At 33.7% G+C, this 15,170-nt stretch carries 14 protein-coding genes; 2 read left to right on the top strand and 12 right to left on the bottom strand.

Annotated elements, in window-relative coordinates:
- The first annotated feature begins 28 nt into the window (after positions 1 to 28).
- Complete coding sequence (mltG, locus tag FNW52_RS15030) at positions 29 to 1,069, top strand: endolytic transglycosylase MltG (RefSeq protein WP_143378264.1); 1,041 nt, start codon at positions 29 to 31, stop codon at positions 1,067 to 1,069.
- A gap of 510 nt (positions 1,070 to 1,579) precedes the next feature.
- Positions 1,580 to 2,215 (top strand): peptidoglycan-binding protein LysM, encoded by a 636-nt coding sequence (locus FNW52_RS15025; protein WP_143378263.1) that lies wholly within the window; start codon positions 1,580 to 1,582, stop codon positions 2,213 to 2,215.
- A 73-nt stretch (positions 2,216 to 2,288) separates the two neighbouring features.
- Here the strand turns inward: FNW52_RS15025 and FNW52_RS15020 are convergent, their stop codons facing one another.
- The 12 genes from FNW52_RS15020 to FNW52_RS14965 all read right to left on the bottom strand — a co-directional run bounded on the left by FNW52_RS15020 (position 2,289) and on the right by FNW52_RS14965 (position 15,125).
- A complete protein-coding gene (locus tag FNW52_RS15020) occupies positions 2,289 to 2,825 on the bottom strand; it encodes a hypothetical protein (RefSeq protein WP_143378262.1) in 537 nt (178 codons plus the stop codon).
- Between the two features lie 429 nt (positions 2,826 to 3,254).
- On the bottom strand, positions 3,255 to 5,384 hold the full coding sequence (gene scpA, locus FNW52_RS15015; RefSeq protein WP_143378261.1) for a methylmalonyl-CoA mutase: 2,130 nt from the start codon (positions 5,382 to 5,384) through the stop codon (positions 3,255 to 3,257).
- A 31-nt stretch (positions 5,385 to 5,415) separates the two neighbouring features.
- Positions 5,416 to 5,712 (bottom strand): type II toxin-antitoxin system RelE/ParE family toxin, encoded by a 297-nt coding sequence (locus tag FNW52_RS15010; protein ID WP_143378260.1) that lies wholly within the window; start codon positions 5,710 to 5,712, stop codon positions 5,416 to 5,418.
- Positions 5,702 to 5,938 (bottom strand): hypothetical protein, encoded by a 237-nt coding sequence (locus FNW52_RS15005; RefSeq protein ID WP_143378259.1) that lies wholly within the window; start codon positions 5,936 to 5,938, stop codon positions 5,702 to 5,704. The genes FNW52_RS15010 and FNW52_RS15005 overlap by 11 nt, the downstream gene beginning before the upstream one ends.
- 67 nt (positions 5,939 to 6,005) lie before the next feature.
- Complete coding sequence (locus FNW52_RS15000; protein ID WP_143378258.1) at positions 6,006 to 7,370, bottom strand: methylmalonyl-CoA mutase subunit beta; 1,365 nt, start codon at positions 7,368 to 7,370, stop codon at positions 6,006 to 6,008.
- A 38-nt stretch (positions 7,371 to 7,408) separates the two neighbouring features.
- Positions 7,409 to 7,732 carry a septum formation initiator family protein gene (locus tag FNW52_RS14995; RefSeq protein WP_143378257.1) on the bottom strand — a complete coding sequence of 108 codons (324 nt, stop codon included), beginning with the start codon at positions 7,730 to 7,732 and terminating at the stop codon, positions 7,409 to 7,411.
- 122 nt (positions 7,733 to 7,854) lie between these two features.
- Positions 7,855 to 8,463, bottom strand: coding sequence for a uridine kinase (gene udk / locus FNW52_RS14990; protein WP_143378256.1), 609 nt, complete (start codon positions 8,461 to 8,463; stop codon positions 7,855 to 7,857).
- A gap of 101 nt (positions 8,464 to 8,564) precedes the next feature.
- Entirely contained in the window at positions 8,565 to 9,338 is a 774-nt protein-coding gene (locus tag FNW52_RS14985; protein WP_255515612.1) for an ATP-binding protein, read from the bottom strand.
- Positions 9,339 to 9,444: 106 nt separating this feature from the next.
- Positions 9,445 to 9,873: a hypothetical protein gene (locus tag FNW52_RS21155; RefSeq protein ID WP_143378254.1), complete on the bottom strand. Its 429-nt coding sequence runs from the start codon at positions 9,871 to 9,873 to the stop codon at positions 9,445 to 9,447.
- Positions 9,874 to 9,884: 11 nt separating this feature from the next.
- Positions 9,885 to 10,091, bottom strand: coding sequence for a hypothetical protein (locus FNW52_RS14975; protein WP_143378253.1), 207 nt, complete (start codon positions 10,089 to 10,091; stop codon positions 9,885 to 9,887).
- A gap of 71 nt (positions 10,092 to 10,162) precedes the next feature.
- Positions 10,163 to 13,456: a type I restriction endonuclease subunit R gene (locus FNW52_RS14970; RefSeq protein ID WP_143378252.1), complete on the bottom strand. Its 3,294-nt coding sequence runs from the start codon at positions 13,454 to 13,456 to the stop codon at positions 10,163 to 10,165.
- A 4-nt stretch (positions 13,457 to 13,460) separates the two neighbouring features.
- Complete coding sequence (locus FNW52_RS14965) at positions 13,461 to 15,125, bottom strand: DUF262 domain-containing protein (protein ID WP_143378251.1); 1,665 nt, start codon at positions 15,123 to 15,125, stop codon at positions 13,461 to 13,463.
- Between the last annotated feature and the right edge of the window lie 45 nt (positions 15,126 to 15,170).

Raw genomic sequence — 15,170 nt, 5'->3', positions numbered from 1 at the left:
TTAGAAACAATTTTAAATTTAATATATTTTGAACGTAAAGAAAATAGTATCCGTAGGGGCTGTAGTAATTGTATCCGTTTTAATCGTTTACGGTTTTGTTTTGATGACACAAATTTTTAGTGACAACACAAAATTTGCCGAAAAAGAGGTATATGTCTATGTACCAACGGACTCGGATTATGAGCAGGTAAAGAAAATAATTGCTCCGTATGTGAAAAATATGGATCGTTTTGAAATGGTTGCTGGAAAAACTAGCTATCCCGAAAACGTAAAGTCAGGGCGATTTTTGTTTAAAAAAGGAATGAGCAGTTATGATTTGGTTAGAACTATGCGAATTAATGATCCCGTAAGTTTAGCTTTTAACAATCAAGAGCGTTTAGAAAATTTTGCCGGACGTGTTGGTTCTCAAATAGAACCGGATAGTTTGGAATTGTTGAATACGTTTAAAGATTCTGTTTTTTTGAAAGAAAACGGATTTAACGAAGAAAATGTTTTGGTAATGTTTATCCCAAATACGTATGATATTTATTGGAACACTTCTGCGGAGAAGTTTCGAGATAAAATGATTAAAGAATACCGAAATTTTTGGAATGCAGCACGCACGGCCAAAGCAGCTGCACAAGGTTTAACACCTATTCAAGCTACAATTTTGGCATCGATTGTACATAAAGAATCAGTTAAAAAAGATGAAAGACCAAGAATAGCGGGAGTTTATTTGAATCGATTGAGACTTGAAATGCCCTTGCAAGCTGATCCAACAGTTATTTTTGCTATGAAAAAGAAATCGAATGATTTTAATCAAGTTATTAAAAGAGTTTTCTATAATGATCTGATTATGAGTCATCCTTATAATACGTATGTAAATATAGGTCTTCCTCCAGGTCCAATTGCTATGCCTGATATTACGGCACTAGAAGCGGTTTTGAATCCTGAAAAGCATAATTACATCTATTTCTGTGCAAGTGTAGATCGTTTCGGGTATCATGAATTTGCGGCTACTTTGCCAGAGCATAATAGTAATGCCAAAAAATACTCGGATTGGATTAATAGCCAAGGAGTTCAACGTTAGTGTTTTAGTATTGACGGGTTTTTTTAAAGCTTCAAAATTGTTTAGTAACAGTTTTGAAGTTTTTTTTTGTTTTATTGTTGGTCAAATTAAATGTAACCAACAATGGTTTTATGAAAATGAGATTGCATGAGGGACAGCTCTCCCGATAGTTATCGGGATTGTGGTCATGCCTAAATAGCGAAATTTTGATAGATAAATAGTGTGTTTTTGTTTGAAACGATATTGTAAAATAGGGAATTGGCGATCAGATATCCTTGATTTCTGCTTTTCTAGACGTTTTTACTTTTTTTAAATACGAATAAACTGATTTATTTAGGCTGTTTATTTACAGGTTTTTTGTTTATTTCTATTTTTTTTCAAAACTGGAATGCCCGTACTACTAGGAACTTAAGGGTTTTATCTTTCAAATATCGCTAAGTTTAAAGTGTTGATTTTCAGCTTTATTTTTTAAGTTGTATCTTTGTGCGTAGAAATTTCATAACGGGACAGCGTTTTGAAGAAATCCAAATTATGATAAAAAAATGGTATTATTGCGCAAGTTTGATTGTTGTTGTAGCTTTTTTAAGCTCCGGTTTTAAACCCTCTAAATTAGAATCAACCCCATGGTTTCTAATTCACGAAGCAGATGATTCATCCTACTTACTACCATCATTAAATGTTGACGATTATACCAATTCTGAGATTCCCTATACTGGAACTTTTTTTATTGGTTATAAAGAAGCAATCGGCTTCAAAGAGTCACAAGGAAAATACAAAAAAATTAATTCCCTCGGCTATTTAGGAAAATACCAATTTGGTATAGAAACGTTAAAAACTATTGGAATCCACAATAGAAACGCTTTCCTAAACAGTCCCAGAATGCAAGAAAAAGCTTTTATTGCCCTTTTGTCTAAAAATAAATGGGAGTTAAGAGATGTCATAGAGAAGTATGAAGGTGCCGTTATAAACGGAATTAGGATTACGGAATCTGGTATTTTGGCAGCAGCGCATCTTGGCGGTGTAGGATCAGTAAAAAAATATTTTAGATATAAAGGGAAGCGTTATTTCAAAGATGCTTATGGAACTTCGTTAAGAAGTTATCTAAAGAAATTTGGAGGGTATGATACGTCCTTTATTATTGCTGACAGCTCTGCAAGTGTAATTTAAATTTTCTTGAATCTCAATTTTATTAGTAAGAGGCGGTTTGAAATTAATTCCAAACGGCCTCTTATTTTTTTGTTTAGCTTTTAGCTATAATTTCTCCTTGCGGATTTACTTTTAATTTAATTGTTTCTTTGTCTTTTTTGAGTTTTAAATTGTATTCTTTTTTTGTTACATCCCCATTCTCTTGGGTGTAAAGAAACTTGTCATTTACAATTTGCCAACCTGGGTACGCTTTGTAGATGGAATAAATGACAGGTGCAGGTAATTGTACATTGTCGTATTTTTCAACAACGCTAGTGAGTTTTCCATTTGAATCATAAGTAGCGGATAAAATTCCTTTTTCTCCTTCTAGAATAACAAGATAATTCTCGAAACCTTCATAGTCTTTTCCTAAATTATAGGCAATAAATTCGCTTTGAAGTTTTTTTACACTTGGGTCTGGATTTTTATCGGGTAGGTAAAATGAAAAATCTTTTCCTGCATTTTTAATTACGATCTCTGGTAGGTCTATGGATTTCATTGTGCCCTCATCGTTCCCTCCGTTGTTCTTATTCTGAGAATAAGAAGTATTGTACATTCCTAAAAACAGCACAATAATGATAAATAATTTCATAATATTTTTTTTTAATTAATATTATTTTGAAAATTTAGGTTTAAAATAAACACTAAGGTTTTTGTAATTGCTTCCCCTTCTTGTTATTTTTACTTATTTTAAATACCAGCTATAAAATTAATGCAATTATAAAGCACTGAGTGTTAATGATTTACTTAATCACTGTTAATTTAAGAGGGTTTTTTACTTCGTTTTTTTATTCAGATAGTGAGTCGTAATACAATTTAATTACAAAGTATAATAGGACTATGTCAAACATGAAAAAGTGACACTCTATATTGGATGAAATAGAATGTAAAGTAGTGGTCTAAATCGAGTAACTATTCACTTTTTTATAGAGCCAGTGAATAGTTATCGATAGTTTTAGGGGGGGATTTGCAGGGTCTAATTTTTAAAATCTTAGTAAATTCAGCTCTAAATCAAATGCTATTAATCAATTAAAATTTCTAATATTTTGATGGCGGCCTCACTTATTTTTGTTCCAGGTCCAAAAACAGCCGCTGCACCAGCATCAAATAGAAACTGATAATCTTGCGCAGGGATTACTCCGCCAACAATGACCATAATATCTTCTCTGCCGTATTTTTTTAGTTCTTCGATTACTTGGGGAACCAATGTTTTATGACCTGCGGCGAGTGAAGAAACTCCTAAAATGTGGACATCATTTTCTACAGCTTGTTTGGCCGCTTCGGCAGGAGTTTGAAAAAGAGGACCAATATCCACATCAAAACCTACATCGGCATAGCCAGTAGCCACCACCTTGGCACCACGGTCGTGACCGTCTTGTCCCATTTTGGCAATCATAATTCTTGGTCGACGTCCTTCTTGTTTGGCAAAGGCGTCTGCTAGTTGTTTTGCTTTTTCAAAGCTTTTGTCGTCTTTCATTTCTTTGCTATACACACCGCTAAAAGATTTAATTTGTGCTTTATACCTACCGAATATGGTTTCTAATGCATCGCTAATTTCTCCTAATGTACAGCGATTTCTCGCAGCTTCAACGGCAAATTCCAACAAGTTCCCTTCTCCTGTTTGCGCGCAAAGTGTTAATTTCTGGAGTGATGCCTGAACTTTGTCAGAGTCTCTAGTTGCTTTAATTCGATCAAGTTGTTCGAGTTGTTGTAGTCGAACCATCTGATTGTCAACATCGAGAATTTGCAAAGGATCTTCTTTCTCTAAACGGTATTTGTTGACTCCTACAATGATGTCCTGACTGCTATCGATTCGGGCCTGTTTGCGGGCTGCCGCTTCCTCAATTCGAATCTTTGGAATTCCGGTTTCAATGGCTTTGGTCATTCCGCCTAATTCTTCTACTTCTTCAATGAGTTTCCATGCCTTATCGGCTATTTCTTTGGTTAAGCTTTCAACATAATAACTACCTGCCCAAGGATCTACTGTTTTGGTGATTTTGGTTTCTTCCTGCAAATAGATTTGGGTATTTCTGGCAATTCGAGCCGAAAAATCGGTAGGCAAAGCTATTGCTTCGTCTAGCGCGTTGGTATGTAAAGATTGTGTTCCTCCAAAGGCTGCGGCAGTTGCTTCGATGCACGTACGAGCCACATTATTGAATGGATCCTGTTCTGTTAAACTCCAGCCCGATGTTTGGCAATGGGTTCTAAGTGCCAATGATTTATCATCTGTTGGGTTGAATTGTTTTACCAGTTTGGCCCAAATCATTCTGCCAGCTCTCATTTTGGCAATTTCCATAAAATGGTTCATCCCAATGGCCCAGAAAAAGGATAGGCGAGGCGCAAAATCATCTATTTTCATTCCGGTTGCCAATCCCGTTCTAATGTATTCTAATCCATCGGCAAGGGTGTAGGCCAATTCGATATCAGCAGTGGCTCCGGCTTCTTGCATGTGATATCCTGAGATGGAAATGGAGTTGAATTTCGGCATTTTATTGCTGGTAAATTCGAATATATCGGCGATGATTTTCATCGATGGAGTAGGTGGATAGATATAGGTATTACGTACCATAAACTCTTTCAAGATGTCATTTTGAATAGTTCCTGAAAGTTGTTCGGGTTTTACTCCTTGTTCTTCAGCTGCAACAATATAAAAAGCCATAATAGGCAAAACGGCACCATTCATAGTCATAGAAACCGACATTTCGTCAAGTGGAATCTGATTAAACAATACTTTCATATCTTCAACAGAGTCTATGGCTACTCCTGCTTTTCCGACATCTCCTACAACTCGTTCATGATCAGAGTCGTAACCCCTGTGTGTGGGTAAATCAAAAGCGATAGAAAGTCCTTTTTGACCAGCCGCTAGATTCCGTCTATAAAAAGCATTACTTTCTTCGGCTGTAGAGAATCCGGCATATTGACGTATTGTCCAAGGTCTACGCACGTACATAGTAGCGTAAGGCCCACGCAAATTTGGTGCAAAACCGGCTCCGAAATCAAGATGCTCGATCGTTTCGATGTCTTTTTCAGTATAGGTTTTGTGGAGTTCAATTCCTTCTGCAGTTTGAAAATTTTGTTCCGAGTTTAAGGGAGCAGTTTCCAAGTTGTTGGAATTTCCAAGTGTTATGTGTTGTAGATCTTTTCTTTTCATTTTTTTTGCAATGGGAATTATATTACCATAATTAATCTTGATTAACCCAAATTTTAGAATTTCTGGAAGTATGATAAACGGCCTTTATGACAATTGTAGTTTGATAAATTGTAAAATGAATTGAATATGGAAATGTTGCTGTAAATGCAATTCTAACATCATCATATCGAATTTGGTATAAAAAAGGGTTTTTATGGATAATACTGACCTCTTTTTTTACAGCATTAATAAATTTTTTTTCCAAATTACTTTGTTTACCTCCATACCAAAGTGCAATTTCCTTAATATCCTGTTTTGAGACTGCAAGAATTTTTAAACTATAATTCATCTTCAATTTCTTTCATAGCTTCAAAAAAGTCTTGGGCAGTAGATGGGTCTTTTAAATATTCGCTTGTTCTTTCTCTAACTTCATTTATTTGCCATTCCGGAATAATAATTTCTTTTTTTTCGGTTGGTAAAATGATAACTTCTACTTCATCAGCAATAAAATCAATAGGTAAAGTGATATTGATCTGGTGGTTTTTTACGGTAACTATTTGTCTAATTGCTTCCATGATGCTTTTTTATACTGTAAAGATAGTTTTTTATGCTTTTATATTAAATACTAAAACCGACAGCAGATTACTCTTCCAAAAGTCGTTCCTGTTCCAATTTCTCGGCCAATCGTTTTTCAATTATTGGAGTGATCAAAGTTTTTCTGGGTTTTACTTTTACAAAAGGAAACAATTCTAAGTCCTGTTTCATTTTGTCATTTTTGTTGGGATACTTATTGGTACCTAATAGTGGTTCTTTTCCGGAATCAAATAAAGCTTGTTCGGCATCGGCGCTTTCTTGGATTTTTCTTTTGATAATCCCTTCATTCAGTTGTTTAAGAAAACCTCCATTGGCTTCAATGTCTTTGAATAATACTAATGCTTTTTCGGCCAATTGATTCGTTAAGCTTTCGATATAATAACTGCCGTCAGCAGGATTATCTACTTTATCAAAATAGCTTTCCTCTTTTAGAATCAACAATTGATTTCTGGCAATTCTGTCGCCAAATTCATTGTCTTTGTGGTACAAGGTATCATACGGTAAATTGGCAATGGCGTCAGCACCTCCAAGAACGGCACTCATGCATTCGGTAGTGGTACGAAGCATGTTTACATTATAATCGTAGATGGTTTTGTTACGTTTTGTTGGAGTAACCAGCAAATGGCAATCTTGATTGTGATTGTATTCTTGTGCTATTGTATTAAAAAGGATTCGTAAAGCACGTAGTTTTGCGATTTCGAAAAAATAATTGGTTCCTACCGAAACTTGAAATACAATTGGTTGATTGATATCCGTTATTCGGTTAAAATATTCATTGGCGTGTGCTACACTATAAGCGATTTGCTGTGCCATATTGGCACCGGCATTTTGATACAAACCACTATTTATGCTGATAATCGAAAGAGCTGGAGCTTCTTTTGATAGTGTGTTTAGCGTATCAAAATTATTTTTCTCATTGGTCACAAACCAATTTCCGTCTTTGGCCAATTGTCCTATTGGATCTATATTACAATAGATAGTCGCTTTTTTTTCTTTTGCAATAGCATCAATAGTCTTTACGAAATCGATTGAAATAAAATTGAAATTAAAGTAAGTGGTAACTTTGTCTAAAGGCAATTTTTCTAACAGTTTTGCAATAGCAATGGTGTCATCTTGAATAGTAAAGCGAAGACTTTCGGCACCACGATTTATAGCATCCAACGCTTTTTCGACCGATTTCTCTACATCAAAAACAAAGATGTTTTGGCAAATTTTAAATTGCGAAGCTTTTGTGGAAACGGGATATTTTTTAGTAAAATCCTCTTTGTCGTAAAATGGTTTTACTTTGATATCCTCCGGAGAATTCCAAATCAGGGTTTCATTATAGTCGGCTCCTTTGAGTTCAAATTGAATTTTTTGTTTCCAAAGTTTCGCAGAAACAGGGCTGAAATCGTCGAATAAGTTCTTAGCCATTTTTAATTGTAATTAGTTTTGATTGTAATACTTAACGATTATTTCTTTTTAACAGTATCACCTTCAAATTCGATGATGTAAATATCTTCACTATCTTTTTTCATATAGTATTTTTCACGAGCATACTTTTCGATTTGCAAAGGGTTTTTCAATTGCTTGATGTGCTCTTCATCTTTTTCTATTTCGCCTTGGTAATAAGTCGCATTGTCTTCTAGTTCCTCTATTTGTTTGTTTAAAAAACGATGTTCAAAATAAGAATAGTTGTCTAGAAAGACCATCCAAGTCAAGAAAGATAGTGAGACCCAAACGTACTTGTTGCTTAAAAGTTTAAACCAAGTTTTGTCTTTATAAGGATTTTTCATTGGGGTGTTTTTTACCTATTTTTTAATGGAAAAGTCTCTGTTTTTAGTTGTAATTCTTTATCTTTTAATGTTAAAATCAAAGAATTGTTGTGTTTTGAATCCGCAATAAAATTACAACAAAATTATAAAATACGTTGATTAATTACGGCACGAACTACATCTATAGCCACGGTATTGAATCTGTCGTTGGGTATTATAATATCGGCAAATGCTTTTGTAGGTTCTATAAATTGCTCATGCATGGGTTTTAAAGTGTGTTGATAGCGGTTTAAAACTTCATTCATGTCGCGACCACGTTCGGCGATGTCTCTTTTCAAGCGGCGAATTAAGCGTTCGTCTGAATCGGCATGCACGTATATTTTAATGTCAAAAAGATTTCTTAATTCGGGATTTGTTAGGATTAATATTCCTTCAACAATCATTACTTTTCTGGGATGTGTGACAACTACATCATCGGTTCTGTTGTGTTGCACAAAAGAATAGACGGGTTGATTTACAATGTTTCCGGCCTTCAATTCTTTGAGGTGCTCTACCAGTAATTCAAAATCAATGGCTCTTGGATGGTCAAAATTGATGTTGGAACGATCTTCGTAGCTAAGGTCATGGGTTTCTTTATAATAGGAGTCTTGAGAGATAATCCCAACTTCCGCTTCGGGTAATTCATTCATGATTTGATGAACGACTGTTGTTTTTCCACATCCTGTTCCTCCTGCAATTCCTATAATGAGCATAAAATTGATTTGTTTGTTTATGATGCAAAAATAGCAATAATTCTATTGAGAAAAATCGATTCAAGGAGTTCAGATGCTATTCTTATAAACAAAAGTGTTTTTTAGTAAAAAAGAATGATTGTGTGTTGCAGTTTTCCTTCCTCTTTCATTGGTAGGATATAATTTCTGTACACATAATTTTCGTTCCTATTCAATATTAGAGCAATTTGTTTAACGGAATAACTTTTATGTTTGCAAAGTTCATATATAACACCTTTAATTTTATTAGGGTCATTTTCTCTGACACCTAACTTTTCTATTTGTTCTCTTATCACAGAAGGTAACTCCTGTGTTAGTGATTGGGGTTCTGTGTTAAGCAAATTAGGTTCTGTGTTAAGATTATCTCCAGTGATGTAATAAGTGGCTCTTCCTTTCCCTTTTTGTTCTATAAGTCCTTTGTCCCGTAGGTTTCTTAATTCATTACTTGCTTTTAAAACATCACATGCATTTAGTTGTCTGTAAGTAGAATTGTCTATTGCTTCTGCTTCACGAATAAAGATTAATCCTTTTTTTTGTTCCGTATTCAAGTCAAATTTACAAAAAGTATTCAACCATTGTAAATCACTTTCGTTGAGAAAATGATGCAACAATAATCTTGTGGTAAATAAATTTGCCGTGTGATCGCTTTCGAAAGTTGGTGGTGCCAATGACGATTTCTCCATCAAGTTTCTCATCGTTCTAATTCCGCTTCCTTTTGTTTCCGCAAGGTTTGTTTCGTGAAATATTGATGCTATAAATGGGTTTCTATTTTTAGATCCTGGTTCTCCCAATTGCTCTTCCGGTTTTAAAGAAAATCCCGGGTTTTTGATTTCTATTCTGTTTCCGTATCGGATTATTTGAATGGGCTGATTTTCTCTATACTATCTTTGGATAAATCGTAAATTGCTATTTGCTGTGATCGATTTTGATATTTTTTTCTTTTACTTCTAAATTTCCCATAATCTAATTTCCCATATTCATAAAATTGTCATCATTTCTAATATCTCGATTTATTTCATAACTAAGAAAATAATAGAAAAACAAAGCCCTCATTGGTTTTGTCAGTTCTTTGTTTGATGATAAAATTAAACTCAAATTCGATTTGTCTATTGCTAATTGTTTTATTAAATCGTTTCTCTTAATTCCGTATTCTTTCATTTTTTCTTCAATCCAATCAATAGTAACAGTAGCAACGTCCAAATTATAGACTGCTGGTTTTATATGATAATCCGGAAAGATACTTTTGGCAATTTCAACCAATTGTTTTTGATTTAGGACATAACCATTTAATACTCTTTCTTGCTTTATTACAATAGTATCTTCTGAAACTTTAGAAAATTCAAACCCATATTTTCTATAGTGTTGAATCGATTGTATTTGTTGTTCTTCCATATCAAAAAGAATTAGCTGTAAGTTATCTGATAATCTCCTTTTAAAACATCGGGAACGTTTTCGGGCGTATTGTTTTCCTTTAGTAATCTGATAGCATTTAAAACTGACTGTTTAACTTCCTGTAATGTGTCGCCACCAGCATAAATGCCTTCAATGTTATCGGCATAGGCGGTAAATCCGTCTTTTGTTTCTTCAACTATAATTTTGATGATTTTCATTAGAACTATTTTTATTTACTATTCTATACAATTTCTTCCTCATTCAACCCACCTTAATGAATGTTTTCGTTTTAAGCCGCAAAACCTCTTCCTATTTGCGCCAATTCATAAAAATGCCGAAAAGCAACATCCACTTTCTGAGAGAATATCATTCTATCATAACTGGTTTCCGGTAAAAGATTTCCCAATACCATTTGAATTTCCCATCTTACTTTTTCTTGAGTAGCTTTTTCTTTATGCCATTCCTGAATTAATATTTTATTTTTAGCATCATATAGTTTTTCCAATAATGTTTTAGCGGCCAGTTTTACGCTTTTCTCTTCGTCTTTAGTTAGTTTGTCTTTTTTTAATAAGTCAAATAATTCTTGTTCTTCCTCGGTCATTTCGTTTTTGGCAGCTCTTTGTTGCTCTTCATTCGATTCTTCTGCTAGTTTCAATAAATCTTCATAAGCCTGCTCAATTGATAAACTTCCAGAATTGTAATCGTCAATGACTTTTTGAAAACTTTCTAAAAATGAACCTCTTGTTTTGTTTTGGGCCATCATTTGTTTCAACTTAATTTCCAATAACTCCCTAAGGTCTGCAAATTGAATGTTTTTATGTTTCTTCTCTGGGAATTCGTCTCGTAGTAAAGCAAAATTCAATTTGCTCAAATCGATTTGTTTTGAAGAGTCTATACTGTATTTTTCGCTTGGATCTTGTAAATCACCTTTGCCCAAAATGCTGGAGTCCAATAAAGCATCAATTTTCTTTTTTGCTCTTTCTACGGCTTCATCCTGATCTACATTTCTATCTACAACAGCTCTCAGATATAGAAATACATCTCTGTGCCTTTTGATTACAGGAAAATCATAGACTTCTGGTTTCGCAGAATCATATAATGATGCAATGGTATTAACAAATAACCCCAATTGCTTTCTAAATTCATCTTTACCCAGAATGATGTTAGCGTATTCCTGAAATAATTCAATTTCTTTAAATCCTTTTTCTCCCAGGTTTAGAATATGGTCAATATCTGCTCCCAAGTTTTTGCAATATACTTTTGCCTCGGCAATTCCTTCATTTAATAATGCTATTAATTCTTCAAACTCTTTTACAGGATACTCTTCCTCATCATGGCCATCATTCGCTTTTCCTTTTGTTCCTTCCGCATAAGCCGCCAAAGCCATTTTTAGATTTCTAAAAACCCCAAAATAGTCAATAACCAAACCGTTTTTCTTGCCTTCAATTACACGATTTGCTCTTGCAATGGTTTGCATTAGCGTATGATTTTGTAATGGTTTATCCAAATACAAAGTAGATACTGATGGTGCGTCAAAACCGGTCATCCACATGGCAGTTACAAAAACAATACGATACGTGTTGTTCGGATCCTTGAAATAATCTTCAATATTACGCCCATCATCATCAGGGCTATCCATCAATTTTCTATGAAGTCTTATGTCTAATCCTTCTTTGTGAAATTTTTCTTCCTCTTCCTTATCACTTCCTTCCTGACTTATTACAACTGCCATTTTTGTTTCGTTCATAAAAACAATGGCTTTTTCATACCTCGTTTTTATTTCCGGATTTGTTTCAATGACTATCTTTTTTCTCAGCTCTTTTATTTCCTCTTTCAAGTGATATTGCACTTTGTCATACATCTTCACTGCGGTGAATTTATCAATACTGATAACCATCGCTTTCATTGGTCTTCTTCTTTTTTCATCGTCTATTACATCTAAACGAGAGGGAAAATGTTTTACAATATGTTTTGCTATTTCTTCCAGACGGTCATCTCTTCTAACTACATTGAGTAAAGTTGAATATTCTCTATCTAGTTTTTTTCTTTGCTCTTCGGTTAGATTTTCATCTTCCAGAATAGCGGCTGCTTCTCCAACCAAATCAGGGTTAACCTGTTCTACTTTTGGAACACTCTTTCTATAATATAATGGAACCGTAGCTTCATCTTCAATACTCTGTGCAAAATTATATTCTGAAATATACTTGCCAAACCAATCTTTTGTGAGCTCGCTTTTTAATAAAGGGGTACCCGTAAAGGCAATATATTGCGCATTGGGCAGACCAATTCGCATGTTCTCGGCCAAGCCTTTGTATTGTGTTCTATGGGCTTCATCTACAATTACAATCCAATCGTTTCTGTCAGTAAGCTGCTTGAAGGTTTTACCGCTTTCAATGCCAAATTTAAAAATAAGTGAGAATACATAAGCTCTGTTTGATTGTAGATATGCTGCGAGTTTTTCCTTATTTGCAGGTCTGAAATAGTTTTCTTTTTGGTCTTTGGTTTCGACAATTGTATCTGTTTCCAGAAAGTTTCTATAGATCTGACCATCCAAATCTTTACGATCGGTAATAATCAAGAAGGACCAATTGCCAATAACTTTGCGTTGAATTTTTCTGGAGAAAAATATCATAGAATACGATTTTCCAGAACCTTGTGTATGCCAAAATATACCTAATTTCCCCTTATTAGTTTTCTTATACTGAAGAGCAACTAAAGCATTATTCACCCCCAAATATTGGTGATTTTTGGCAATGATCTTGACTTTGTTTTTGTGGTACAATACAAAATTTTCAAAGTAATCAATCAAAGCCTCTTTTTGACATAGCCCTTCACCGAATATTTTGAGACTTAAATGTTCTCCAGTTCTTTCACTTTCTTCTTCTATTTCCTCTTTTGTGGGTTGCTCATGCGTTATGGCCGTGTCTGTTAGTTTTAACCAGGAGAAAAAATGACCCCAAGGGGAATTAAAAGATCCTACCCTTGTTTGGATGCCATTTGAGATACACACAAAGAGATTGAACCAAAACAATTGTGGAATATCTCTTTGATAGTCCTTTAGATTTTTATCGTATCCTGCTTTTACCTTTTCTGTAGCATTTTTTAACTCAATCATTACCAATGGCAATCCATTGACATATAATATCAAATCGGGTCTGCGGGTAATGTTTTGTGTTTCTTGGTATTCAATACTTAATTGGGATACTAACAAGAAATCATTGCCATTTTCAGGACTAAAATCAATCACTTTCACATAATCGTTTTCTTCTCTTCCATGCTCATTGATGTAATCTACTTGAACGCCATTTTTAATGAGATCATAAACTTCTTTATTTGCAATCACAGGAGTTAGCGTAGCTCTGCTTTTGGTTATTTCGCTAACCGCATGGTCAATACACAATTCCGGTAAATGTTGGTTTAAATTTATTAAATTAGTCTTTAGCCGATCTCTTAAAACCACCTCTTTCAGGCTGTGTCTTCCGATAAGTTGTTTTTCCCATGCATTGATATGAGTGTAGCCTAATTTTTCGACAAAGAAATTAATGTCGGCTTCTTCAATATGTGATTCGTTTAGATAGGCCATGTTATTAAACTATTTTATTTGGATTCCAATATTCTTTTGCAAAAGTTACTATGTCGTCTTGACGATTTTTTATTTCAACATCACTCCAGTTGTTTTTAAAAGGTTCTAACTTTTGTCTTTGAATTAAAACTGAATGTGTTTCTCTATCAGAAGGCATATCATTACTATCACTTGCATTACGTCCTCTGGTTGACAACACTAAATTTCCTAAATTATTTAAAAATTTGTCTTTAAAAATTTGTGTGTATTCAACTCCTTTTGGTTTCTGTGGAGTCCAATGATCTAACGTATTCTCTAATTTATGTTTTCCATAAAGGTTTGCGAAATCGGAATACTTCATTGCCGGTTCTCTATCTTCTGCTCTCAGCTTATTTTCATATTTCCATAATAGATATTTAGTAATCGACCAATAGTGATAATCTCCCTTTAAACATCGTTCAAAATCACCTGTGAAATTCCAATACTCTTTAAACCCATTTTCTGCAATTACCAATAGTGAATTCTCTAATTTTTCGGAATCCCCTTTATAATTCAAAGCCATTGAATGCAGTCTATTGGTTCGATAATTACCAACTGTGTATTCCATTTTAAACAATATAATTTCTATAAGTCTAAGTGTTTTTTGAATTTGCTCTATCTTATGATAATGAAAAAGCTTTAAAAGAATAGGGAAGCTATTATATTGATCGAGGTAAAGTATATCAGCTAATAAAATTTCCTTGTTTTTTAATTTTTGGATTTCAATTACAGAAGTGAAACTCGTTTTTAATGCTACCGAAAATTCTCTTACCCATTGTGATTTATCATCTTGTTTCTTGATGGTTTTTTTTACTCTTTCCAGAGAAGTGCCATCGTTTGAAATAAAAGCAATGGTGTGATAATTTAAAACTTGATCTTCATCAGCAATTTTTATAACTTCTAATAATTGATAAATAGTTTCAAATTCTTTTTCGACATAGGAAATATCTCTATTTGGATTTATACCTGAAACAGTACAATCCAGATAAATATTAAACATTAGAAAAGATTTTAATTTTTCTAGTTCTGTTAAATCTTTTCCTCTATCATTTTGGAAAGTGAATAATTGAGTAGCTTCTGATTTATCAGAAACGGAATCAGTAGTGATTTTAGCATTTTCAATTAAATCTTTCCAACGAAGAATTTCTTCAATTGAAACATCTTTTTTATTGAATTCATCGGTGAAATATTCAAATGATTCTGAAATTCTTCTTCTTGAACGGGTATCTATTGTATCTGAAACAGGTTTAATAATTAGATTTCGAAAAAAATTATCATCATAGCTTACGGTAGAATATTTTTGTTCTCCATCTGTGTTTTCCAAATACTCATTATAAATATTTGTTGCGACAGATTTGTAGTTTTCTAAATTCTTAATTTTGTTGTAAACACAGCTTAAAAAAATAACCACAGTTGTAAGTCGCTGTTGACCATCAATAATCCAGAACTTATTTTTATTGTGTTCGTCAGCCTCAAATAGAAAATGTCCTAAGTGATATTGGGAAACAGATATCGGATGTTCCTTTAAATCCGTAAGAAACTGTTTGATTTGTTTTTCTTTTTCCCAAGAATAGGCGCGCTGATAATTGGGTACTGAAAATAGATTTTTACGAGGACTGAATATATCGCTAATGGTTGATTTATAATCCATTTACATTTTTTTAATTAGATCTTACAAATTACAAATTCAATATTA

It is taken from the genome of Flavobacterium sp. ZT3R18 (assembly GCF_007097385.1).
In the GTDB taxonomy this organism is placed as follows: domain Bacteria; phylum Bacteroidota; class Bacteroidia; order Flavobacteriales; family Flavobacteriaceae; genus Flavobacterium.
This window is presented reverse-complemented; position numbering and strand designations above follow the sequence as displayed.